This is a genomic window from Bacillus sp. YP1, from assembly GCF_000877815.1.
Classification (GTDB): Bacteria; Bacillota; Bacilli; order Bacillales; family Bacillaceae; genus Bacillus; species Bacillus subtilis.
Genome location: NZ_CP010014.1, coordinates 2,521,424 through 2,545,018, shown reverse-complemented (window position 1 = coordinate 2,545,018; position 23,595 = coordinate 2,521,424). Strand labels below are relative to the sequence as shown.

Annotated in this window: 21 protein-coding genes and 1 riboswitch; of the genes, 18 read left to right on the top strand and 3 right to left on the bottom strand. The window is 45.3% G+C overall.

Annotated elements, in window-relative coordinates; translation table 11 throughout:
- Positions 1 to 116: 116 nt before the first annotated feature.
- A complete protein-coding gene (locus tag QF06_RS12530; RefSeq protein ID WP_015714484.1) occupies positions 117 to 863 on the top strand; it encodes a TrmH family RNA methyltransferase in 747 nt (248 codons plus the stop codon).
- 66 nt (positions 864 to 929) lie between these two features.
- Here QF06_RS12530 and QF06_RS12525 read toward each other — a convergent pair whose 3' ends face one another.
- Positions 930 to 1,136, bottom strand: coding sequence for a hypothetical protein (locus QF06_RS12525; protein WP_004398812.1), 207 nt, complete (start codon positions 1,134 to 1,136; stop codon positions 930 to 932).
- Between the two features lie 82 nt (positions 1,137 to 1,218).
- Here QF06_RS12525 and pheS point away from each other — a divergent pair, with 82 nt between their 5' ends.
- Together pheS and pheT are read left to right on the top strand one after the other, a co-directional pair.
- The gene (gene pheS, locus QF06_RS12520; protein ID WP_004398818.1) at positions 1,219 to 2,253 is read left to right on the top strand and encodes a phenylalanine--tRNA ligase subunit alpha; all 1,035 of its coding nucleotides are present in this window, start codon (positions 1,219 to 1,221) and stop codon (positions 2,251 to 2,253) included.
- Positions 2,254 to 2,268: 15 nt separating this feature from the next.
- Positions 2,269 to 4,683: a phenylalanine--tRNA ligase subunit beta gene (gene pheT, locus QF06_RS12515; protein ID WP_041851069.1), complete on the top strand. Its 2,415-nt coding sequence runs from the start codon at positions 2,269 to 2,271 to the stop codon at positions 4,681 to 4,683.
- 35 nt (positions 4,684 to 4,718) lie between these two features.
- On the opposite strand, the gene rnhC is transcribed toward pheT, so the two are convergent.
- Entirely contained in the window at positions 4,719 to 5,657 is a 939-nt protein-coding gene (gene rnhC / locus QF06_RS12510) for a ribonuclease HIII (protein ID WP_014480506.1), read from the bottom strand.
- Positions 5,658 to 5,790: 133 nt separating this feature from the next.
- Here rnhC and zapA point away from each other — a divergent pair, with 133 nt between their 5' ends.
- The 14 genes from zapA to QF06_RS12440 all read left to right on the top strand — a co-directional run bounded on the left by zapA (position 5,791) and on the right by QF06_RS12440 (position 22,171).
- Positions 5,791 to 6,048, top strand: coding sequence for a cell division protein ZapA (gene zapA / locus QF06_RS12505; RefSeq protein WP_003229534.1), 258 nt, complete (start codon positions 5,791 to 5,793; stop codon positions 6,046 to 6,048).
- Positions 6,049 to 6,054: 6 nt separating this feature from the next.
- Positions 6,055 to 6,588 carry a CvpA family protein gene (locus QF06_RS12500; RefSeq protein ID WP_003229537.1) on the top strand — a complete coding sequence of 178 codons (534 nt, stop codon included), beginning with the start codon at positions 6,055 to 6,057 and terminating at the stop codon, positions 6,586 to 6,588.
- A 73-nt stretch (positions 6,589 to 6,661) separates the two neighbouring features.
- Positions 6,662 to 8,374, top strand: a complete 1,713-nt coding sequence (gene polX / locus QF06_RS12495) for a DNA polymerase/3'-5' exonuclease PolX (protein WP_015384310.1) — start codon at positions 6,662 to 6,664, stop codon at positions 8,372 to 8,374.
- Positions 8,375 to 8,394: 20 nt separating this feature from the next.
- On the top strand, positions 8,395 to 10,752 hold the full coding sequence (locus QF06_RS12490) for an endonuclease MutS2 (RefSeq protein WP_041851068.1): 2,358 nt from the start codon (positions 8,395 to 8,397) through the stop codon (positions 10,750 to 10,752).
- Positions 10,753 to 10,766: 14 nt separating this feature from the next.
- A complete protein-coding gene (locus tag QF06_RS12485) occupies positions 10,767 to 11,171 on the top strand; it encodes a DUF350 domain-containing protein (protein WP_003237674.1) in 405 nt (134 codons plus the stop codon).
- A 188-nt stretch (positions 11,172 to 11,359) separates the two neighbouring features.
- On the top strand, positions 11,360 to 13,042 hold the full coding sequence (gene lcfA, locus QF06_RS12480; protein WP_041851067.1) for a long-chain-fatty-acid--CoA ligase LcfA: 1,683 nt from the start codon (positions 11,360 to 11,362) through the stop codon (positions 13,040 to 13,042).
- 105 nt (positions 13,043 to 13,147) lie between these two features.
- Entirely contained in the window at positions 13,148 to 13,732 is a 585-nt protein-coding gene (fadR, locus tag QF06_RS12475) for a fatty acid metabolism transcriptional regulator FadR (protein WP_014477593.1), read from the top strand.
- A 14-nt stretch (positions 13,733 to 13,746) separates the two neighbouring features.
- Positions 13,747 to 14,523 (top strand): enoyl-CoA hydratase, encoded by a 777-nt coding sequence (locus tag QF06_RS12470; RefSeq protein WP_041851066.1) that lies wholly within the window; start codon positions 13,747 to 13,749, stop codon positions 14,521 to 14,523.
- Between the two features lie 14 nt (positions 14,524 to 14,537).
- On the top strand, positions 14,538 to 15,311 hold the full coding sequence (gene etfB, locus QF06_RS12465) for an electron transfer flavoprotein subunit beta (RefSeq protein ID WP_014477591.1): 774 nt from the start codon (positions 14,538 to 14,540) through the stop codon (positions 15,309 to 15,311).
- Between the two features lie 35 nt (positions 15,312 to 15,346).
- On the top strand, positions 15,347 to 16,324 hold the full coding sequence (gene etfA, locus QF06_RS12460) for an electron transfer flavoprotein subunit alpha (protein WP_041851065.1): 978 nt from the start codon (positions 15,347 to 15,349) through the stop codon (positions 16,322 to 16,324).
- Between the two features lie 218 nt (positions 16,325 to 16,542).
- Positions 16,543 to 18,030: an alpha-L-arabinofuranosidase AbfB gene (abfB, locus tag QF06_RS12455; protein ID WP_015483534.1), complete on the top strand. Its 1,488-nt coding sequence runs from the start codon at positions 16,543 to 16,545 to the stop codon at positions 18,028 to 18,030.
- A gap of 322 nt (positions 18,031 to 18,352) precedes the next feature.
- Entirely contained in the window at positions 18,353 to 18,667 is a 315-nt protein-coding gene (trxA, locus tag QF06_RS12450; protein WP_003222500.1) for a thioredoxin, read from the top strand.
- A 135-nt stretch (positions 18,668 to 18,802) separates the two neighbouring features.
- The gene (gene uvrC, locus QF06_RS12445; RefSeq protein WP_032726341.1) at positions 18,803 to 20,575 is read left to right on the top strand and encodes an excinuclease ABC subunit UvrC; all 1,773 of its coding nucleotides are present in this window, start codon (positions 18,803 to 18,805) and stop codon (positions 20,573 to 20,575) included.
- Positions 20,576 to 20,639: 64 nt separating this feature from the next.
- A riboswitch (Lysine riboswitch) is annotated at positions 20,640 to 20,819 on the top strand.
- 125 nt (positions 20,820 to 20,944) lie between these two features.
- The gene (locus QF06_RS12440; protein ID WP_024572581.1) at positions 20,945 to 22,171 is read left to right on the top strand and encodes an aspartate kinase; all 1,227 of its coding nucleotides are present in this window, start codon (positions 20,945 to 20,947) and stop codon (positions 22,169 to 22,171) included.
- Positions 22,172 to 22,214: 43 nt separating this feature from the next.
- Here the strand turns inward: QF06_RS12440 and QF06_RS12435 are convergent, their stop codons facing one another.
- A complete protein-coding gene (locus tag QF06_RS12435; RefSeq protein ID WP_003222508.1) occupies positions 22,215 to 22,661 on the bottom strand; it encodes a YslB family protein in 447 nt (148 codons plus the stop codon).
- A 292-nt stretch (positions 22,662 to 22,953) separates the two neighbouring features.
- Here QF06_RS12435 and sdhC point away from each other — a divergent pair, with 292 nt between their 5' ends.
- Positions 22,954 to 23,562, top strand: coding sequence for a succinate dehydrogenase cytochrome B558 (gene sdhC, locus QF06_RS12430; RefSeq protein WP_003222512.1), 609 nt, complete (start codon positions 22,954 to 22,956; stop codon positions 23,560 to 23,562).
- Positions 23,563 to 23,595 lie beyond the last annotated feature (33 nt).

Genomic DNA, 23,595 nt, shown 5'->3' with positions numbered 1-23,595 from the left:
AAAACGCTCCTTTTTCTAAAATGTAATACGTATATTCTAACCCTGCACCTGGTTTATTATGTGCTGTTCTTGCGATATAATAACATCATGTTAAAAAAAGGAGCGCCACATAGACAGTGAAACAAATAGAATCGGCAAAAAATCAAAAAGTGAAGGATTGGAAAAAGCTTCACACAAAAAAAGAACGAACAAAAACAAATACATTTCTGATAGAGGGAGAACACCTCGTTGAAGAGGCGTTGAAAAGCCCGGGCATTGTGAAAGAAATCCTTGTAAAGGATGAAACGAAGATTCCTTCAGATCTTGAGACTGGTATCCAGTGCTATATGCTGAGTGAAGATGCGTTTTCAGCTGTGACTGAAACCGAAACGCCGCAGCAGATTGCCGCTGTGTGCCATATGCCTGAAGAAAAGCTGGCAACGGCACGCAAGGTGCTGCTGATTGACGCTGTTCAAGATCCGGGCAACCTTGGCACAATGATTCGAACGGCTGATGCGGCCGGTTTGGATGCGGTTGTACTCGGTGACGGCACGGCGGACGCCTTTAACGGAAAAACACTGCGATCTGCTCAAGGATCTCACTTCCATATTCCTGTTGTGAGAAGAAACCTGCCTTCATATGTGGACGAATTGAAGGCAGAGGGCGTAAAAGTATACGGCACGGCGCTGCAAAACGGAGCGCCTTACCAGGAGATTCCTCAGTCTGAATCCTTTGCGCTCATTGTAGGAAATGAAGGTGCAGGGGTGGATGCTGCATTGCTGGAAAAAACGGATTTGAACCTGTACGTGCCGCTTTACGGACAGGCTGAATCACTAAACGTTGCGGTTGCGGCTGCCATCCTCGTGTATCACTTGCGAGGATAGTGTTGCGCCAAGTGTTGGATTTCTCTATAATAGAACATAATATTTCAAAAACCGTGACAGAGGACCTCAATTTCTGATCAACTGCTTTCCAGGGAGAAAATGCCGCTGACTGAGAGCATTTTTAACGCAGCCGGAAATTGGCTTCACCTCTTGAGTTGTCGCCGGGACCGCGTACACTGCGCGTAAAGGTGAACCGGAATCTGATTCCGTTATGTCAATGAAGCTGACGACAGCATCAGTCTGTCTGAAATAAGGGTGGTACCGCGGCCACAACTCGTCCCTTGTACAAGGGACGGGTTTTTTTTTATTTTCCAAAGACATATGACGGTTTGTTTACATAAAAGGAGGATGCAAAATGGAAGAAAAGCTAAAACAGCTGGAACAAGAAGCTTTAGAACAAGTAGAAGCGGCAAGCTCATTGAAGGTTGTCAATGATATTCGGGTGCAATATCTCGGAAAAAAAGGGCCGATTACAGAAGTGCTGCGCGGAATGGGCAAGCTTTCTGCTGAGGAACGTCCAAAAATGGGGGCGCTCGCGAACGAAGTAAGGGAGCGTATTGCCAATGCGATTGCTGACAAAAACGAGAAGCTTGAAGAAGAGGAAATGAAACAGAAGCTTGCAGGGCAGACAATTGACGTCACGCTGCCGGGGAACCCTGTTGCAGTCGGCGGCCGCCATCCGCTCACTGTTGTCATTGAAGAAATTGAAGATTTATTTATCGGGATGGGCTACACAGTCGAGGAAGGGCCAGAGGTTGAAACGGATTACTACAACTTCGAATCGCTCAATCTTCCGAAAGAACACCCTGCGCGCGATATGCAGGACAGCTTTTACATCACAGAGGAAACTTTGATGAGAACGCAAACTTCTCCTGTCCAAACACGTACGATGGAAAAGCATGAAGGCAAAGGTCCCGTTAAAATCATTTGCCCGGGTAAAGTATATCGCCGTGATAACGATGATGCGACGCACTCTCACCAATTTATGCAAATTGAAGGGCTTGTCGTTGACAAAAACATCAGCATGAGTGATTTAAAAGGAACGCTTGAACTCGTTGCGAAAAAAATGTTCGGGCAAGACCGCGAGATCAGACTCCGCCCAAGCTTCTTCCCGTTTACTGAGCCTTCAGTAGAAGTGGATGTGACATGCTTTAAATGCGGTGGGAACGGCTGCTCAGTATGTAAAGGAACAGGCTGGATTGAAATCCTCGGCGCCGGCATGGTTCACCCGAACGTGCTTAAAATGGCTGGCTTTGATCCGAAGGAATATCAGGGCTTCGCATTCGGAATGGGTGTTGAGCGCATCGCGATGCTGAAATACGGCATTGATGATATTCGCCACTTCTATACAAACGATGTCAGATTTATTTCGCAGTTTAAACAGGCGTAAGAGGAGGATGCAAGGATGTTTGTTTCTTATAAATGGTTAGAGGATTATGTTGATTTAAAAGGCATGGACCCGGCTGTTCTTGCTGAAAAAATTACAAGAGCCGGTATTGAGGTTGAAGGAATTGAATACAAAGGAGAAGGCATCAAAGGCGTTGTCATCGGCCATGTGCTGGAGCGCGAGCAGCATCCGAATGCTGATAAACTGAATAAGTGCCTTGTGGATATTGGAGCTGAAGCCCCTGTACAAATCATTTGCGGTGCGCCGAATGTGGATAAAGGACAAAAAGTCGCGGTTGCAACAGTCGGAGCGGTGCTGCCGGGCAATTTCAAAATCAAAAAAGCTAAGCTTCGCGGTGAAGAATCAAACGGCATGATCTGTTCCTTACAGGAGCTTGGTATTGAAAGCAAACTTGTGGCGAAGGAGTATGCAGAAGGCATTTTCGTATTCCCGAATGACGCTGAAACAGGAAGCGATGCCTTAGCGGCTTTACAGCTTGACGATGCGATTCTTGAGCTGGGTTTAACGCCAAACCGCGCCGATGCCATGAACATGCTTGGTGTTGCTTACGAGGTTGCCGCGATTTTAGACACTGAGGTAAAGCTTCCGCAAACGGATTACCCGGCTGCTTCAGAACAAGCGTCTGATTACATTTCAGTCAAAATTGAAGATCAAGAAGCGAACCCGCTATACACTGCAAAAATCATTAAAAATGTCACGATTGCTCCGTCACCGCTTTGGATGCAGACAAAGCTGATGAATGCAGGCATTCGTCCGCACAACAACGTCGTTGACATCACAAATTTTGTCCTGTTGGAATACGGACAGCCGCTTCATGCGTTTGATTATGACAGATTTGGCTCTAAGGAAGTCGTAGTAAGAAAAGCAGCTGAGAATGAAATGATCGTAACTCTTGATGATCAAGAACGTAAGCTGTCCGCCGATCACCTTGTCATTACAAACGGAACGAAAGCGCATGCCGTTGCGGGTGTCATGGGAGGAGCAGAGTCAGAGGTTCAGGAAGATACGAAAACGATTTTGCTTGAGGCTGCGTATTTCAACGGGCAGACGGTTCGCAAGGCTTCCAAAGACCTTGGTTTGAGAAGTGAATCAAGCGTAAGATTTGAAAAAGGAATTGATCCGGCGCGCGTACGTCTTGCAGCAGAACGGGCTGCGCAGCTGATCCATCTGTATGCCGGCGGTGAGGTGCTTGCAGGAACAGTTGAGGAAGATCACCTGACAATCGAAGCAAATAACATTCACGTATCTGCTGACAAAGTGAGCAGCGTTCTAGGCCTGACGATCAGTAAAGAAGAACTGATCAGCATTTATAAACGTCTCGGTTTTACGGTCGGTGAAGCGGGTGAACTTCTCGTTGTGACCGTCCCATCACGCCGCGGCGACATTACAATAGAAGAGGATTTAATCGAAGAAGCGGCAAGACTGTACGGCTACGATAACATTCCGTCTACGCTTCCTGAGACAGCGGGAACTACAGGCGGATTAACGCCATACCAGGCAAAACGCCGTAAAGTCAGACGCTTCCTTGAAGGCGCAGGCTTATCACAAGCCATCACTTACTCACTGACAAACGAGAAGAAAGCGGCAGCGTTTGCGATTGAAAAATCACTGAATACTGTGCTTGCGCTTCCAATGAGTGAAGAAAGAAGCATTCTCAGACACAGTCTTGTTCCGAATCTGCTTGATTCTGTTTCTTACAACCTCGCGAGGCAGACTGACTCAGTTGCACTGTACGAAGTCGGCTCCGTTTTCCTGACGAAGGAAGAGGACACAAAACCTGTTGAAACAGAACGCGTAGCAGGAGCTGTTACCGGATTATGGCGCAAGCAGCTATGGCAGGGTGAAAAGAAACCAGTTGATTTCTTTGTTGTCAAAGGAATTGTAGAAGGGCTGTTAGACAAACTCAACGTCCTAGACAGCATTGAATTTGTACAGTCTGAACGCAAACAGCTGCATCCGGGCAGAACAGCGAACATTTTATTGAATGGTTCTCTGATCGGCTTCATCGGCCAAGTCCATCCTTCATTGGAAAAAGAACTGGATATAAAGGAAACATACGTATTTGAGCTCGATCTTCATGCGTTGCTCGCGGCAGAAACAGCACCTCTTGTTTACACGGCGATTCCGAAATATCCGTCTGTGACACGTGATATCGCCCTTGTAACAGATAAAACCGTCACAAGCGGACAGCTCGAGAGCGTCATTAAAGAGGCTGGCGGAAAGCTTCTGAAAGAGGTAACCGTCTTTGACGTATACGAAGGCGAACATATGGAGGAAGGCAAGAAGTCAGTCGCTTTCTCACTCCAGTATGTCAACCCTGAACAAACACTGACTGAAGAAGAAGTGACAAAGGCGCACAGCAAAGTGCTGAAAGCGTTAGAAGACACATATCAAGCTGTTTTAAGAGGCTGATAAAAAAGCTTGCAGAGAAATCTGCAAGCTTTTTTCTATGAGCGTTTTTTATCAGCAAGGCGCTGCGCTTTTTGCGTATTGGCGAAATGGAGTTTTGTAAAGGTCCTGAGTGCAGATGCCCCTTTTTTGAGGATCAGCTTGGCGGCCGCTTCATCGACGTGAGGACCGGCCCCTTTTGGAAGCGTCATTCCTGCCTCGCGTGATAGTTTATCCATTTCCATTAAAAACGAATACCTTGCAATGATTGAAGCAGCGGCGACAGCCAGGTGAATACCTTCAGCTTTTGTGCTAAAATAGGTCCGCTCCTTCACAATGTCTCTGCCCTTTAAATGATTGAAGTAGACGCCTGGCTCAGCGAATTGGTCAATCAAAATGGCTTCAGGCTTTACTCCATCCAATTTTCTTAATAAATGTGTGATCGCCTGATTGTGCAGCAAAGCTTTCATTTTCCCTTGGCTCATGCCTTTTTCCTGCATGCTGTTATACTTTTCATTTTTTAAAACCAGCAGGCTATATGGAATGGTTTTGATCAGGTTTCGGGCAATCTCGATGATTTGCGGATCTTTTAAATCTTTAGAATCCTTAACACCGAGTTCCTTCATTAAAGGAAGCATGGTTTTGTCGACGTACGCGCATACAACCGTCATTGGGCCAAAGTAATCTCCGGTTCCGACTTCGTCAGAACCGATAACAGACATTCCGGCGATATCTGCCGGAGGGGCATAGCGGGGATCAGCCGGCTTTTTGGCCATTTTCTTCTTTTCCGGCTCTGCTGTTCCCCAGCGCGCGGATTCTGCCGCTGCGTTTTTGCCTTGAAACAAGACCTTGCCTGATTTATATGCTGTAATGGTACAGCCGGGCGGTTTCGCCTGAAAAACGGCTCCCTGCGGAACAGAGGCTGTAAGCGAACCGCTGTATGTCATTTTCATTTGGTCAATAGCAGACAACGATACTTTTATCACTGAATGGGACACGTAATAATCTCCTTTTTTTACACTTTTCGCTGTATATACCAGTGTATCATAACAGCGGGAGGCTCGTCTTTCCATTCATTTAATAAACGTGTTATGATAAGAACTAGGATTCTCGCGGAATGGAGGAGAAACGTTGTCTGACGGCAAAAAAACAAAAACAACCGTTGACATTTACGGCCAGCACTTCACGATTGTCGGTGAAGAAAGCAGAGCCCATATGAGGTATGTCGCCGGAATTGTTGATGATAAAATGAGAGAAATCAATGAAAAAAATCCATACCTTGATATAAATAAACTTGCAGTGCTGACAGCGGTAAATGTGGTGCACGATTATGTCAAATTACAAGAGAAATGTGAAAAACTGGAGCGTCAGCTTAAAGAAAAGGATTGAACAACTATGCTAGATATCATCATCTTAATCTTGCTCCTGATGGGGACTTTACTGGGGTTAAAACGCGGTTTTATCCTGCAGTTTATCCGCTTGACGAGCTTTATTTTATCAATTGCCTTTGCGGCTTTATTCTATAAAAACGTGGCACCGCATTTACATTGGATTCCCGCACCCGATTTTTCAGCGGGACAGCCGGCTCTTTCTTTTTTTACGGGGAATTTGGAAGCAGCGTACTATAATGCGATTGCGTTTATCGTTTTATTTATCATTGCTAAAATCTTACTGAGAATCATCGGCTCGTTCCTGAGTATTGTAGCCGGCATTCCGGTGATTAAACAAATCAACCAGATGCTGGGCGCCGTTCTCGGTTTTCTAGAAGTCTATTTATTTACATTTGTGCTGCTGTATGTCGCATCCGTTCTGCCGGTAGATGCACTGCAGCAAATGATGGGGCAATCGTCCCTCGCAAATGTGATCATTAACCATACACCATACTTGTCAGGGCTCCTACAAGAGCTGTGGACACAGTACGGGGCATAAAAAAACTTCTCTTGTCCGGAGAAGTTTTTTTCAAGTATGATGGAAACATATGTGAACGTCTGGGGGTTATGATATGCATAAAAAAGATATTATCCGGCTGCTTGAAACCATTGCAGTCTATATGGAACTAAAAGGGGACAACCCGTTTAAAGTATCCGCCTTCCGAAAAGCGGCGGCAGCCCTGGAACAGGACGACCGAAGCTTATCAGAAATGGACGATATGATGTCGCTGTCCGGCATTGGAAAAGGAACGTACAGCGTCATTAAAGAGTATATAGATGAAGGAAAGTCAAGCACGCTCGAATCGCTTCAGAAAGAAGTGCCGGAAGGACTCGTGCCTTTATTGAAGCTGCCGGGGCTCGGCGGCAAAAAAATCGCAAAGCTATATAAAGAGCTCGGCGTACATGATGCAGAATCTCTGAAGGAAGCCTGTGAACAGCAAAAGGTACAAGGTCTTGCGGGCTTCGGCAAAAAATCGGAAGAAAAAATATTACAGGCGCTCGGGGAAGCCGGAAAACAGCCTGAACGGTTCCCGATCGGCTACGCCCTCCGGATCGCGCGGGAAATTGAGGAGCATCTTTCTCAATTTACGCATATCATCAAATTTTCTCGTGCCGGAAGTCTCCGCAGAGCGCGGGAAACGGTGAAGGATCTGGATTATATCATTGCTACAGATCATCCGGCTGAAGTAAGAGAGCAGCTTCTTGAGCTGCCAAACATCAAAAGCGTGATCGCAAGCGGAGATACGAAGGTGTCCGTCATCCTTTCCTTTGAATATGAAACAAGCGTCGATTTCCGTCTTGTGACGGAAGAGCAGTTTCCGACAACACTCCATCATTTTACGGGATCAAAGGATCACAATATTAAAATGCGCCAAATCGCCAAAGAACGCGGCGAGCGGATCAGTGAATACGGCGTTGAGACAGTTGAAACCGGAGAGATCAAAACATTTCCGAGTGAACGTGAATTTTATGCGCACTTCGGCCTGCCGCTGATTCCGCCGGAAATTCGTGAAAGCGGACAGGAAGTGGAAACCTACAGCGACAGCATTGAACTGATAGAACCCGGGCAAATCAAAGGTGATCTCCACATGCACTCAACGTGGAGCGATGGTGCATTTTCAATCAGAGAGATGGCTGAAGCCTGCATCAAAAAAGGCTATCAATACATGGCGATCACCGATCACTCACAATATTTAAAGGTCGCCAACGGCCTTACTGCAGAAAGACTTAAGCAGCAGGCAAAAGAAATTGACGCACTGAATGCAGAGTTTGAAAACTTCCGTATTTTGAAAGGCGTTGAGATGGATATCCTGCCTGACGGTACGCTCGATTATGATGACGATGTGCTTGCGGAAATGGATATCGTTATTGCATCGATTCATTCCAGTTTTAATCAGCCGGAACACGTGATTATGAAACGGCTTGAGACGGCACTGACAAACAAGCATGTTGACATTATCGCACACCCGACCGGGCGCCTTATCGGCAGACGGGCCGGTTACGAAATCGATATTGATCAGCTGATTGAGCTTGCGAGGAAAACAAATACGGCGCTTGAACTCAACGCCAACCCTGCGCGCCTTGATCTGCGCACAGAGCATTTAATGAAAGCAAACGAACAAGGGGTTACATTGGTGATTAATACTGATGCCCATAATATTGAGATGTTAGACGATATGAAAACTGGCGTTACTGCCGCGCGCAAAGGATGGACGGAAACGAAAAACGTTCTGAATGCCCGGTCGCTTAAAGACGTAGAGGCATTTCTGAAGCGCAACGATTAAGTAAGGAGGCTCACACAATCGTGCAGCAAAAAGTATTATCAGCTCTTGAATTTCATAAAGTGAAAGAACAGGTTATTGGGCATGCCGCTTCATCGCTCGGAAAAGAAATGCTTCTCGAGCTTAAGCCTTCTGCTTCTATAGACGAAATCAAAAAACAGCTGGATGAAGTAGACGAAGCTTCTGACATTATCCGGCTGAGAGGCCAAGCGCCATTTGGCGGCCTTGTAGATATCAGAGGAGCGTTAAGACGGGCGGAAATCGGCAGCGTTCTCAGTCCTTCTGAATTCACTGAAATCTCAGGCCTGCTTTATGCAGTTAAACAAATGAAACGTTTTATCACCCAAATGGCTGAAGACGGTGTCGACATTCCGCTGATCCATCAGCATGCTGAACAGCTTATCACGCTGTCCGATTTAGAGCGGGACATTAATTCCTGCATTGATGATCACGGAGAAGTGCTTGATCATGCATCGGAAACATTAAGAGGAATCCGCACACAGCTCAGAACACTCGAATCAAGAGTCAGAGACCGGTTAGAGTCGATGCTGCGTTCCTCTTCCGCTTCGAAAATGCTGTCTGATACGATTGTTACGATTCGGAATGACCGCTTTGTGATCCCGGTCAAACAGGAGTACAGATCCAGCTATGGAGGAATTGTGCACGACACCTCATCCTCTGGTGCGACATTATTCATTGAACCGCAGGCGATTGTAGATATGAACAATTCCCTTCAGCAGGCGAAAGTGAAAGAAAAGCAAGAAATTGAACGGATTTTGCGTGTGCTGACAGAGAAAACGGCAGAGTATACAGAGGAGCTATTTCTAGATTTGCAAGTGCTGCAGACGCTTGACTTTATTTTTGCAAAAGCTAGATATGCAAAAGCGGTTAAAGCGACAAAACCGATTATGAACGACACCGGCTTTATCCGTTTGAAAAAAGCCCGCCATCCATTGCTTCCGCCTGACCAGGTTGTTGCCAATGACATCGAGCTTGGCCGCGATTTTTCAACCATTGTCATCACAGGGCCAAACACCGGGGGGAAAACAGTCACCCTTAAAACGTTAGGCCTGCTAACCTTAATGGCGCAATCAGGTCTTCATATCCCGGCAGATGAAGGGTCAGAAGCGGCAGTATTTGAGCACGTATTCGCTGATATCGGTGATGAACAGTCGATTGAGCAAAGTTTAAGTACGTTCTCATCCCATATGGTGAACATTGTCGGCATTTTAGAACAGGTCAATGAAAACAGCCTTGTGCTTTTCGATGAACTTGGTGCAGGGACAGATCCGCAGGAGGGGGCGGCCCTCGCCATGAGCATCTTGGATGACGTGCATCGCACCAATGCACGAGTGTTAGCTACGACGCATTATCCGGAATTGAAGGCGTACGGCTATAACAGAGAAGGCGTCATGAATGCCAGCGTTGAATTTGACATCGAAACGCTGTCACCGACCTATAAACTTTTAATTGGTGTGCCGGGTCGAAGCAATGCTTTCGAAATTTCAAAACGCCTCGGGCTCCCGGACCATATCATCGGGCAGGCGAAGTCAGAAATGACGGCCGAGCATAACGAAGTCGATACGATGATTGCGTCGCTGGAACAAAGCAAAAAACGTGCGGAAGAAGAGCTTTCTGAGACAGAATCAATCAGAAAAGAAGCGGAAAAACTGCATAAAGAGCTGCAGCAGCAAATCATCGAGCTTAACAGCAAAAAAGACAAAATGCTTGAAGAGGCAGAACAGCAGGCTGCTGAAAAAGTAAAAGCGGCAATGAAAGAAGCCGAGGACATTATTCATGAATTGCGCTCCATAAAAGAAGAACACAAATCCTTCAAGGATCACGAGCTGATTAACGCGAAGAAACGGTTAGAAGGCGCTATGCCGGCTTTTGAAAAGTCCAAGAAACCGGAAAAGCCGAAAGCGCAAAAACGCGACTTTAAGCCTGGCGACGAGGTGAAAGTCCTCACTTTCGGGCAAAAAGGAACATTGCTCGAAAAAACAGGCGGCAATGAATGGAATGTTCAAATCGGTATTTTAAAGATGAAAGTAAAAGAAAAAGATCTGGAGTTTATCAAATCAGCTCCGGAGCCAAAAAAAGAAAAAATCATTACAGCGGTCAAGGGAAAGGACTATCACGTATCTCTTGAACTTGATCTCCGCGGCGAACGCTATGAAAATGCCCTCAGCCGGGTTGAAAAATACTTGGATGATGCGGTGTTAGCCGGATATCCAAGAGTGTCAATCATCCACGGAAAAGGAACCGGCGCTTTAAGAAAAGGCGTACAGGATCTTCTGAAAAACCACCGCAGCGTCAAAAGTTCCCGTTTCGGTGAAGCAGGTGAGGGAGGATCAGGCGTTACGGTTGTTGAACTAAAATAAAAGGGAGTATGGCCATGAGTGATTTTTGGGAAAACGAGCTTGTGGAAATCGCGGCATATTACAGTGTCGCGGTTCTCTGCCTCGTCCTCTTTTTGACTGTGTTTGAGCTGGTGACGGCTTATAAAAACTGGGAAGAGATTCAAAAAGGAAATCTTGCGGTGGCAATGGCGACCGGCGGAAAAATTTTGGGAATCGCAAACGTATTTCAGCATTCCATCTCCCAGCATAATTCGCTGCTGCAAATGATCGGCTGGGGCGTTTACGGGTTTGTTATGCTTCTGATCAGCTACTTTATTTTTGAGTTTTTGACTCCGCGGTTTAAAATTGATCAGGAAATCGAAAATGATAACCGGGCTGTCGGCTTTATTTCATTTGTCATTTCTGTCGGGCTTTCATTTGTAGTGGCAGCCGGAATATAAGGGGACGGAGAATAGATGGAAAAGCTTGCGAAAATACTGCTCGCCGCAGCGGGAATCTTTTTGTTAATTGGTCTTATATATCTGTTCATATTATGAGAAAAAGAAAGATTTACCTTTCTTTTTCTTTTTTTTGCCGTCCATCTGCTATAATGATAAGGTGGATCTCTAAAATCGAAAGGGGAGGTTTTATGCAGTCTCAAAAGCCGTGGCTTGCCGAGTATCCCAACGATATCCCGCATGAGCTTCCGTTGCCGAATAAAACCCTGCAATCCATCCTGACAGACTCCGCCGCACGATTCCCTGATAAAACCGCAATATCGTTTTATGGAAAAAAACTCACCTTTCATGACATTCTGACGGATGCTCTTAAACTTGCAGCTTTTTTGCAGTGCAATGGCCTGCAAAAAGGAGACAGAGTGGCTGTTATGCTGCCCAATTGCCCGCAAACAGTGATTTCTTATTATGGCGTCTTGTTTGCCGGTGGCATCGTGGTGCAGACGAATCCGCTTTATACCGAGCACGAGCTTGAATACCAGCTTAGAGATGCTCAGGTAAGTGTAATCATCACCTTAGATTTGCTTTTCCCGAAGGCAATAAAAATGAAAACGTTATCAATAGTCGACCAGATTTTGATAACCAGCGTAAAAGACTATTTGCCTTTTCCGAAGAATATTCTTTACCCGCTGACGCAAAAACAAAAAGTGCATATCGACTTTGACAAAACAGCTAACATTCACACGTTCGCTTCCAGTATGAAGCAGGAAAAAACTGAACTCCTGACAATCCCGAAGATCGATCCTGAGCATGATATCGCTGTCCTCCAGTATACCGGAGGAACAACCGGAGCTCCAAAAGGGGTCATGCTCACGCACCAAAATATTTTGGCAAATACTGAAATGTGCGCCGCTTGGATGTATGACGTGAAAGAAGGCGCTGAAAAAGTGCTGGGCATCGTCCCGTTTTTTCATGTCTACGGACTGACGGCAGTCATGAACTATTCGATTAAACTAGGCTTCGAAATGATTCTTCTTCCTAAGTTTGATCCGCTCGAAACACTTAAAATCATCGACAAACACAAACCGACGCTCTTTCCTGGCGCACCGACAATTTACATTGGCCTTTTGCATCACCCCGAATTGCAGCATTATGATCTGTCATCCATTAAAAGCTGTCTTAGCGGATCAGCCGCGCTCCCTGTGGAGGTAAAGCAGAAATTTGAAAAGGTGACTGGCGGAAAGCTTGTGGAAGGCTATGGTTTGTCTGAGGCATCCCCAGTGACGCACGCCAATTTTATCTGGGGAAAAAACAAGCCGGGCAGTATCGGCTGTCCTTGGCCAAGTACGGACGCTGCGATCTATTCTGAAGAGACGGGTGAGCTTGCCGCTCCGTATGAGCATGGAGAAATCATTGTAAAAGGTCCGCAAGTCATGAAAGGATACTGGAATAAACCAGAGGAAACAGCCGCAGTGCTGAGAGATGGCTGGCTGTTCACCGGGGACATGGGCTATATGGATGAAGAAGGCTTTTTCTATATTGTTGACAGGAAGAAGGATATCATCATTGCCGGCGGTTACAATATTTACCCGCGTGAGGTAGAAGAAGCGCTTTATGAACATGAAGCCATACAGGAAATTGTTGTTGCAGGCGTTCCCGATTCCTACAGGGGAGAAACAGTAAAAGCATTTGTCGTATTAAAGAAAGGCGCAAAAGCCGATGCAGAAGAACTGGACGCTTTTGCGAGATCACGTCTAGCTCCCTATAAGGTGCCGAAAGCCTATGACTTCAGAAAGGAGTTGCCGAAAACGGCGGTGGGAAAAATTTTAAGAAGGCGTTTACTTGAAGAAGAAACCGAAAATCATCATATCAAATAAAAAAAAGAGAACGCCTATGAATAAACTTGACAAACCTGAAAATCCTTCTTATCATGAAATTATGAATGAATAGTCATTCATTTCTATAGGAAGGAACGATGAACATTGAAGCAAAAACGGCCAAAGTATATGCAGATTATTGATGCAGCAGTAGAAGTCATTGCAGAAAACGGCTACCACCAGTCACAGGTATCCAAAATTGCCAAACAAGCTGGGGTAGCGGACGGCACCATCTATCTCTATTTTAAAAACAAAGAAGATATTTTAATTTCTCTTTTCAAAGAAAAAATGGGTCAATTTATTGAGCGGATGGAAGAGGACATTAAAGAAAAAGCAACAGCGAAAGAGAAATTGGCGCTTGTGATTTCAAAGCATTTTTCCCTTTTAGCGGGTGACCATAATCTCGCAATTGTCACGCAGCTTGAGCTCCGCCAATCCAACTTGGAGCTGCGCCAAAAAATCAACGAAATATTAAAAGGCTACTTAAATATTTTGGATGGCATTTTGACGGAAGGCATACAATCAGGCGAATTAAAAGAAGGCCTCGACGTCCGCCTCGCCCGGCAGATGATTTTTGGAACGATTGACGAAACCGTGACAACTTGGGTGATGAATGACCAAAAGTACGATCTTGCTGCGCTTTCAGACAGCGTTTTAGAATTATTGGTGTCCGGAATTCATAATAAGTAAAGGAGTTCTGTCCTATGAATGCAATATCACTGGCAGTTGATCAATTTGTGGCAGTTTTGGCGATTCACAATCCGCCGGCAAATGCGCTTTCCAGCCGGATATTAGAAGAGCTGTCTTCCTGTCTTGATCAATGTGAGACAGATGCAGGCGTTCGAAGCATTATCATTCACGGCGAGGGAAGATTTTTCTCAGCCGGCGCTGATATTAAAGAATTTACATCGCTTAAAGGCAATGAGGATTCCTCATTGCTCGCTGAGCGCGGCCAGCAGTTAATGGAGAGAATCGAAAGCTTTCCAAAACCGATTATCGCAGCGATTCACGGCGCTGCTCTCGGAGGCGGGCTGGAGCTTGCGATGGCCTGTCATATCAGAATCGCAACAGAAGATGCTAAGCTGGGGCTCCCGGAGCTTAATCTCGGTATCATTCCAGGTTTTGCGGGGACACAGCGCCTTCCGAGATATGTCGGTACAGCCAAAGCATTAGAGCTTATCGGATCAGGAGAACCGATATCCGGAAAAGAAGCGCTTGATCTCGGACTTGTCTCAATTGGAGCGAAAGATGAGGCAGAAGTGATTGAAAAAGCAAAAGCACTTGCCGCTAAGTTTGCAGAGAAAAGCCCACAAACGCTGGCATCTTTGCTTGAACTTCTTTATTCCAACAAGGTGTATTCCTATGAAGGCAGCTTAAAGCTTGAAGCAAAGCGATTTGGGGAAGCATTTGAGTCAGAGGACGCCAAGGAAGGCATCCAGGCATTTCTCGAAAAAAGAAAGCCTCAGTTCAAAGGCGAATAAAAGGGGATATGATCATGAATCTATTTGTACTGATGAAACGGACGTTTGACACAGAAGAAAAAATCGTCATTGAAACAGGAAAGATTCAGGATGACGGAGCGGAATGGATCATTAATCCATATGATGAGTACGCGATAGAAGAAGCCATCCAGCTGAAGGAAAAGCATGGCGGCACGATCACCGCCGTCACGGTCGGCGGTGAAGAAGCGGAGAAAGAATTGCGTACGGCGCTTGCCATGGGTTGTGACCAAGCTGTTTTAATCAACATAGAAGATGATCTTGAAGAACCCGACCAATATTCCATTTCTCAAGTTTTATACCACTATATGAAGAATCAGGAGTTTGATTTGATTCTCGGCGGAAATGTTGCCATTGACGGAGGATCAGGACAAGTGGCGCCTCGGCTTGCCGAGCTACTGGACATTCCGTGTATCACTACGATCACCAAACTCGAAATCAACGGCACTGATGCAGAAGCAGAAAGGGACGTCGAAGGGGATGTTGAAAAAATCAAAACGACGCTCCCATTGCTTGTCACAGCTCAGCAGGGCTTAAACGAGCCGCGCTATCCATCGCTTCCGGGAATTATGAAGGCTAAGAAAAAGCCGCTTGAAGAGCTTGAACTTGATGATCTTGACCTGGACGAAGAGGATGCTGAACCAAAGCTGAAAACCATTGAACGTTTTCTGCCGCCGAAAAAAGAAGCCGGGAAGCTTCTCCAAGGTGAGCCTGCTGAACAGGCAAAAGAGCTTGTTTCATTGCTCCGCAGCGAAGCTAAAGTCATTTAAAGCTTGGACATTCAAAGAAACAGGGGGATGTTAGAATGGGAAAAAAAGTGATCGTGCTTGGAGAAATACGCGATGGGGAATTGCGGAATGTCACCTTTGAAGCAATAGCTGCAGGAAGAACCATATCAGGAGATGGGGAAGTCATCGGTGTTCTCATCGGTGAAAATGTACAAAGCATTGCACAAGAGCTTATTCATTACGGAGCAGATAAAGTTCTTACCGCTGAGGACCCGAAGCTGAGAACATACACGGCAGACGGGTACAGTCAGGTCATGAGAGGTGTTATCGAGCAAGAAAATCCTGATTCAGTCATCTTCGGGCATACGGCAATGGGCAAGGATCTTTCACCGAAGCTTGCTGCCCGGCTGCAAACAGGCTTAATTTCTGATGCTATAGATGTAAGCGTTACCGGAGGAAATGTTGTGTTCACACGGCCGATTTACTCGGGGAAAGCTTTTGAACGCGTCATTTCAACCGATCCGATGATCTTTGCAACAATTCGCCCCAATAACATTCAAGCTTCAGAAAAAGACACCAGCAGATCGGGGAGCATCGAAAGCATTGATGTTTCTCTTACTGACCTCCGCACTGTTATCCAAGAGGTCGTGAAAAAAACAGCTGACGGCGTTGATCTCTCCGAAGCAAAAATTATCGTTGCGGGCGGCCGAGGAGTCAAAAGCATGGAAGGATTTCAGCCGCTGCAGAAGCTTGCAGAGGTGCTAGGGGCCGCAGTCGGGGCTTCTCGCGGGGCATGTGACGCTGATTATTGCGATTACGCTCTCCAAATCGGGCAGACCGGGAAAGTCGTCACTCCGGATTTGTACATTGCATGCGGCATTTCCGGCGCCATCCAGCATTTGGCCGGCATGTCAAACAGCAAGGTGATCGTCGCCATCAATAAAGATCCTGAAGCCGATATCTTTAAAATAGCGGATTACGGCATCGTCGGTGATTTATTTGAAGTTGTCCCGTTATTAACTGAGGAATTCAAACAATTGAATATACACTCATAAAGGAAATCCCGGACTTTAAAAGTTCGGGATTTTTTCATATTTATAAATACATACGTACAAATATAAAACCAATAGAAAATGTCGTTGACATGTACGAACATATATAATATGGTTACTTTAAAAGCGCTTACATTCATGCTGACTCCTCAGGCAAAAAGACAGATCACATATTTGACTGTGGTGCTTTTCATATCCGTATGAAAGGAATGATCAGAGGCATGTCTGAACATCAAGCAGTGATTCAAACAGATATCGTAAAAGGAACCATTAACAAAAATATATACGGTCATTTTGCTGAGCATTTAGGAAGAGGGATTTATGAGGGGATCTGGGTCGGAACGGACTCAGACATCCCCAATATCAACGGGATACGAAAGGACGTGCTGGAGGCGCTCAAACAGCTGCACATTCCTGTCCTCAGGTGGCCGGGCGGGTGTTTTGCGGACGAATACCATTGGGCAAACGGTGTCGGTGACCGTAAGACAATGCTGAACACTCACTGGGGCGGTACAATTGAATCAAATGAATTCGGAACGCATGAATTTATGATGCTTTGCGAGCTGCTTGAATGCGAGCCATATATTTGCGGCAATGTCGGAAGCGGAACCGTTCAGGAAATGGCGGAGTGGATTGAGTATATGACATTTGAAGAAGGCACGCCGATGTCAGACTGGAGAAAGCAAAATGGAAGAGAAGAACCTTGGAAGCTGAAATATTTCGGCGTGGGCAATGAAAACTGGGGCTGCGGCGGCAACATGCATCCCGAATACTACGCAGATCTGTACCGGCGTTTTCAGACTTATGTCCGCAATTACAGCGGGAATGACATTTATAAAATTGCAGGCGGCGCAAATGTGGATGATTTTAATTGGACGGACGTGCTTATGAAAAAAGCCGCTGGCCTGATGGACGGGTTGAGTCTTCATTATTACACGATTCCGGGGGATTTTTGGAAGGGCAAAGGATCAGCCACAGAATTCACGGAAGATGAATGGTTTATTACGATGAAAAAAGCCAAATACATCGATGAATTGATTCAAAAACACGGCACGATTATGGACCGGTACGATCCGGAGCAGCGGGTCGGGCTGATTATTGATGAATGGGGCACGTGGTTTGATCCCGAGCCAGGCACGAATCCCGGTTTCTTATATCAGCAAAACACCATTCGTGATGCACTGGTGGCGGCTTCTCATTTCCACATTTTCCATCAACATTGCCGCCGGGTGCAAATGGCCAACATCGCCCAAACAGTAAATGTTCTTCAAGCGATGATTTTGACTGAGGGAGAGCGGATGCTTTTGACACCGACGTACCATGTATTCAATATGTTTAAGGTGCACCAGGACGCTTCTCTTTTAGCCACAGAGACAATGTCTGCCGACTATGAATGGAACGGTGAAACGCTTCCGCAAATCAGCATTTCAGCGTCGAAACAAGCTGAAGGCGATATCAATATCACAATTTGCAACATCGATCACCAAAACAAAGCGGAGGCGGAAATCGAGCTGAGGGGCCTACACAAGGCAGCGGACCATTCCGGAGTCATTCTTACGGCAGAAAAAATGAATGCGCATAACACGTTTGACGATCCTCATCATGTCAAACCGGAATCCTTCAGACAATACACGCTCAGCAAAAACAAACTGAAAGTAAAACTCCCGCCAATGTCAGTCGTCTTACTTACGCTGCGTGCTGATTCTTAATCGCGCAAGAGCGCCGGAGCTTCATGCCGGCGCTCTTTTTCAGGTTTTAAAACAGCTCCGGCAGGGCATGGTAAAGTACATGACAGTGAAGAGGAGATGTGATCCTATGCTTCGTACCATTTTAATGATTATTGGGGCAATTGTAGTGATCGGGGCCATTATCAGATTTGTGTTTTAAAAAAAGAGCATATCCCATTCAACCATATAAAAATGAGTAAACCGGCTGTGATCAGGAAAAAATAATTTGTAAGCATTAAAATAGCGTGAACGAATGGGAGATGCTATACTAAAAATCATCATTTCACATTGGAGGAATTCAATAATGGCTATCGTAAAAGCAACTGATCAATCTTTCTCAGCTGAAACAAGCGAAGGCGTCGTACTGGCAGACTTCTGGGCTCCTTGGTGCGGACCTTGTAAAATGATTGCACCTGTTCTTGAAGAATTGGATCAAGAAATGGGAGACAAACTGAAAATCGTAAAAATCGATGTAGACGAAAACCAAGAAACTGCCGGAAAATACGGCGTTATGAGCATCCCGACTCTTCTTGTGTTAAAAGACGGCGAAGTAGTTGAAACTTCAGTCGGCTTCAAACCAAAAGAAGCGCTTCAAGAGCTTGTAAACAAACATCTTTAATTTTCCGCTGCTTACATGCCAGAGCGATTCCGATTGAGGGATCGCTTTTTTTATTCGCCAATTGTGAACCATAGAGAAAAACAAACGTTCGTGTTAAACTGGAAATAAAGGATTAAACATAAGGAAGGGTAACATATGAACAAACAACTGAAAGAAAAACTCGCCCTCCTTCCTGATCAACCGGGTTGTTATCTCATGAAGGACCGGCAGCAGACTGTGATCTACGTAGGGAAAGCAAAAGTGCTGAAAAACAGAGTGCGCTCCTACTTCACCGGTTCTCACGACGCGAAAACCCAAAGGCTTGTGACGGAAATCGAGGATTTTGAATATATCGTGACGTCCTCCAATCTTGAAGCGCTTATTTTAGAAATGAATCTGATCAAAAAGCATGATCCGAAATACAACGTCATGCTCAAAGACGACAAAACCTATCCTTTCATAAAACTCACCCATGAACGCCACCCAAGGCTGATTGTCACCCGCAATGTCAAAAAAGACAAAGGGCGCTATTTCGGGCCGTATCCGAATGTACAGGCAGCAAGGGAAACAAAAAAACTGCTCGACCGTCTGTATCCTCTCAGAAAATGCTCCAAGCTCCCGGACAGAGTGTGCCTTTACTATCATCTGGGCCAATGCCTCGCTCCGTGTGTAAAGGATATTTCCGAAGAGACGAACAGAGAGCTGGTTGAAAGCATTACACGTTTCTTAAGGGGCGGCTATAATGAGGTCAAAAAAGAGCTTGAAGAGAAAATGCATGAAGCTGCTGAGAATCTTGAGTTTGAACGAGCAAAAGAGCTTCGTGACCAAATGGCCCATATTGAATCAACGATGGAAAAACAAAAAATGACGATGAACGATCTAGTCGACCGTGATGTATTCGCGTACGCGTACGATAAGGGCTGGATGTGCGTGCAGGTCTTTTTCATCCGCCAAGGGAAGCTCATTGAACGCGATGTCAGCATGTTCCCGCTTTATCAGGAAGCAGATGAAGAGTTCCTCACGTTCATCGGGCAGTTCTATTCAAAAAACAACCATTTCCTTCCGAAGGAGATTTTAGTTCCGGACAGCGTAGATCAATCCATGATCGAGCAGCTGCTGGAAACAAACGTTCACCAGCCGAAGAAAGGCCCGAAAAAAGAACTGCTCATGCTTGCCCATAAAAATGCGAAAATCGCATTGAAAGAAAAATTCTCTTTAATCGAACGCGACGAGGAGCGTTCAATCGGGGCTGTGCAGAAACTAGGTGAGGCATTAAATATTTATACGCCGCACAGAATTGAAGCGTTTGATAACTCAAACATACAGGGGACAAACCCGGTTTCCGCGATGATTGTGTTTATCGACGGCAAACCATACAAAAAGGAATACCGCAAATATAAAATCAAAACCGTTACAGGGCCGGATGATTACGGTTCTATGAGAGAGGTTGTCAGAAGACGCTATACGAGAGTGCTTCGTGAGAATCTGCCGCTGCCTGATCTGATTATCATTGACGGAGGAAAAGGGCAGATCAACGCAGCAAGGGATGTCATTGAAAATGAACTCGGCTTGGATATCCCGATCGCCGGTTTAGCGAAAGATGAAAAACACAGAACCTCAAATTTACTGATCGGTGAGCCGCTGGAGGTGGTGTATCTGGAACGAAACAGCCAGGAATTTTACCTCCTGCAGCGCATCCAGGACGAGGTGCACCGTTTTGCAATCAGTTTTCACAGGCAAATCCGCGGAAAAAGCGCGTTTCAATCCGTTTTGGACGACATCCCGGGTATCGGAGAGAAAAGAAAGAAAATGCTGTTAAAGCATTTCGGTTCCGTTAAAAAAATGAAGGAAGCAAGCCTTGAGGACATCAAAAAAGCCGGTGTTCCCGCAGCGGCGGCTCAGCTCCTTTACGACAAATTGCAAAAATAATGTTGTCCTTTTAAATAAGATCTGATAAAATGTGAACTAATTTCATAGTTAGATCGTGTTATATGGTGAAGATAGAGGTGCGAACTTCAAGAGTATGCCTTTGGAGAAAGATGGATTCTGTGAAAAAGGCTGAAAGGGGAGCGTCGCCGAAGCAAATAAAACCCCATCGGTATTATTTGCTGGCCGTGCATTGAATAAATGTAAGGCTGTCAAGAAATCATTTTCTTGGAGGGCTATCTCGTTGTTCATAATCATTTATGATGATTAATTGATAAGCAATGAGAGTATTCCTCTCATTGCTTTTTTTATTGTGGACAAAGCGCTCTTTCTCCTCACCCGCACGAACCAAAATGTAAAGGGTGGTAATACATGGGTCTTATTGTACAAAAATTCGGAGGCACTTCCGTCGGCTCAGTCGAAAAAATTCAAAATGCGGCAAACCGCGCAATTGCAGAAAAACAGAAAGGCCATCAAGTCGTTGTCGTCGTTTCAGCAATGGGAAAATCCACTGACGAATTGGTCAGCCTTGCAAAAGCTATTTCTGACCAGCCCAGCAAACGCGAAATGGATATGCTGCTGGCGACAGGCGAGCAGGTCACGATTTCACTCCTTTCAATGGCATTGCAGGAAAAAGGCTATGACGCTGTGTCTTATACTGGCTGGCAGGCGGGAATCCGTACAGAGGCCATTCACGGAAACGCCAGAATTACAGATATCGACACATCGGTTTTAGCAGACCAGCTCGAAAAGGGAAAAATTGTCATTGTCGCAGGATTCCAAGGCATGACAGAGGATTGTGAAATTACGACATTGGGCCGGGGCGGTTCAGATACAACAGCAGTTGCTTTGGCTGCCGCTTTAAAAGCTGATAAATGTGACATATACACAGACGTGCCAGGCGTGTTTACAACCGATCCGCGCTATGTGAAATCAGCGAGAAAACTTGCGGGCATCTCATACGATGAAATGCTTGAGCTTGCCAATTTAGGCGCCGGTGTTCTTCATCCGAGAGCAGTTGAGTTCGCGAAAAATTACCAAGTGCCGTTAGAAGTGCGTTCAAGTACAGAAACCGAAGCGGGAACATTAATTGAGGAGGAATCATCCATGGAACAGAATTTAATTGTCAGAGGCATTGCATTTGAAGATCAAATCACAAGAGTAACCATTTACGGGCTGACTAGCGGCCTGACAACTTTGTCTACTATTTTTACGACACTTGCCAAAAGAAACATAAATGTGGATATCATTATCCAAACGCAGGCCGAGGACAAGACTGGAATTTCCTTCTCTGTCAAAACAGAAGATGCAGACCAAACCGTTGCAGTGCTTGAAGAGTATAAAGACGCGCTAGAATTTGAGAAAATCGAGACAGAAAGCAAATTGGCTAAAGTATCCATTGTTGGATCCGGCATGGTCTCAAATCCTGGTGTAGCGGCTGAAATGTTTGCTGTACTGGCGCAAAAAAATATTTTAATCAAAATGGTCAGCACATCTGAAATCAAAGTGTCAACAGTCGTAAGCGAAAATGACATGGTGAAAGCAGTCGAGTCGCTTCACGATGCATTTGAGCTTTCAAAACACCCTTCAGCTGTGTAATGACAATCAAAAAGGCGGGACTATGCAGTCACCGCCTTTTTGATTACACTGGGTCTTTCATATCCCATTTCACAGTCAGAACCACTTTATCGGCTCTCTTTTTCACTTGTTCATATGATTCGGCAATCTGATCATTCATCAATTGAATTTGTTCAGCGATAAAACCAGCCTCCAGCTGAAAGCAAGGTTCTTTCTGATGTTTAAGCCGGTTGGAAATGATCGGCCCTTCAAGTTCAAATTCAAGCTCCTGTTTTTTAGCGCTTACGTTGGTGAGGGTTCCCCAGCCCGCTTCTTCAAAGAAGGCCGGAAATTCCTCCCATGATTCAAGAGGAAACTTACGGGCGAGATGTTTTCCTGCCCAATACATCATGGAAGAGTAATCTTGGCCAAGCATATCTGGGAGAACGATCTCTCGTATTAGTTCGTAGGCATAGGCGTTCATTTCAATTTCTTTTAGGTTGTCAATAGATGCTTCAAATTTAGACTTCATATCTGTCTCCCCTCTCTCCTGCGTATATTATAGCTCAAACAGGGGGGAGGATTACAGAATGATCCTGTAATTCTTATGAAAAATTAAGCAAGAAATATATATTGATAAAATAAAATTTTTCAATCAACTAATCAATTCGGAAAATTATAATTTATGTACGCGTTTTCTTGACGCCCTTTTGAGGGAGGAGTAAAATGAAATTGTCAATAAATCTTAATAAAGTGCTTACAATTGAAAGAAGTGGGGGAAGAGATTTAGCACATTTCGCACTTATCAAACAGGGGGTAAAGTAATGTCTGGGAACAGAGAGTTTTATTTTCGAAGATTGCATTCCTTGCTTGGCGTCATACCGGTCGGCATCTTTCTCATTCAGCATTTAGTCGTCAACCAGTTTGCCGCAAGGGGCGCTGAAGCATTCAATAGCGCTGCTCATTTTATGGATAGTCTGCCTTTCAGGTATGCCTTGGAAATTTTTATTATCTTCTTACCATTAATTTATCATGCAGTTTATGGTGTGTACATAGCGTTTACTGCGAAAAATAACGCAGGCCAATACAGCTACATGAGAAACTGGCTATTCGTCCTGCAGCGTGTAACCGGTATCATCACCCTCATTTTCGTCAGCTGGCACGTGTGGGAAACCCGCATTGCCGCACAAATGGGTGCTGAGGTCAATTTCGACATGATGGCGAATATTTTGAGCTCTCCGGCTATGCTTGGTTTTTACATTGTCGGTGTTTTATCAACAATTTTCCACTTCTCGAACGGTTTATGGTCTTTCGCTGTTACATGGGGCATCACGGTAACGCCTCGTTCTCAAAGAATTTCGACATACGTTACGCTGATTATTTTTGTTGCACTGTCATACGTAGGCTTAAAAGCGATTTTCGCATTTGTTTAAGAGTACTAGATTACTAGAGGGAGAGGGGCTATC

What these genes read in the sequence shown, in the direction of transcription:
- pheS (WP_004398818.1), top strand. Translation starts at nt 1,219, where the DNA reads ATGGAAGAAAAGCTAAAACAGCTGGAACAAGAAGCTTTAGAACAAGTA.
- pheT (WP_041851069.1), top strand. Translation starts at nt 2,269, where the DNA reads ATGTTTGTTTCTTATAAATGGTTAGAGGATTATGTTGATTTAAAAGGC.
- QF06_RS12500 (WP_003229537.1), top strand. Translation starts at nt 6,055, where the DNA reads ATGCTAGATATCATCATCTTAATCTTGCTCCTGATGGGGACTTTACTG.
- polX (WP_015384310.1), top strand. Translation starts at nt 6,662, where the DNA reads ATGCATAAAAAAGATATTATCCGGCTGCTTGAAACCATTGCAGTCTAT.
- QF06_RS12485 (WP_003237674.1), top strand. Translation starts at nt 10,767, where the DNA reads ATGAGTGATTTTTGGGAAAACGAGCTTGTGGAAATCGCGGCATATTAC.
- lcfA (WP_041851067.1), top strand. Translation starts at nt 11,360, where the DNA reads ATGCAGTCTCAAAAGCCGTGGCTTGCCGAGTATCCCAACGATATCCCG.
- QF06_RS12470 (WP_041851066.1), top strand. Translation starts at nt 13,747, where the DNA reads ATGAATGCAATATCACTGGCAGTTGATCAATTTGTGGCAGTTTTGGCG.
- etfB (WP_014477591.1), top strand. Translation starts at nt 14,538, where the DNA reads ATGAATCTATTTGTACTGATGAAACGGACGTTTGACACAGAAGAAAAA.
- etfA (WP_041851065.1), top strand. Translation starts at nt 15,347, where the DNA reads ATGGGAAAAAAAGTGATCGTGCTTGGAGAAATACGCGATGGGGAATTG.
- abfB (WP_015483534.1), top strand. Translation starts at nt 16,543, where the DNA reads ATGTCTGAACATCAAGCAGTGATTCAAACAGATATCGTAAAAGGAACC.
- trxA (WP_003222500.1), top strand. Translation starts at nt 18,353, where the DNA reads ATGGCTATCGTAAAAGCAACTGATCAATCTTTCTCAGCTGAAACAAGC.
- uvrC (WP_032726341.1), top strand. Translation starts at nt 18,803, where the DNA reads ATGAACAAACAACTGAAAGAAAAACTCGCCCTCCTTCCTGATCAACCG.
- QF06_RS12440 (WP_024572581.1), top strand. Translation starts at nt 20,945, where the DNA reads ATGGGTCTTATTGTACAAAAATTCGGAGGCACTTCCGTCGGCTCAGTC.
- QF06_RS12435 (WP_003222508.1), bottom strand. Translation starts at nt 22,661, where the DNA reads ATGAAGTCTAAATTTGAAGCATCTATTGACAACCTAAAAGAAATTGAA.
- sdhC (WP_003222512.1), top strand. Translation starts at nt 22,954, where the DNA reads ATGTCTGGGAACAGAGAGTTTTATTTTCGAAGATTGCATTCCTTGCTT.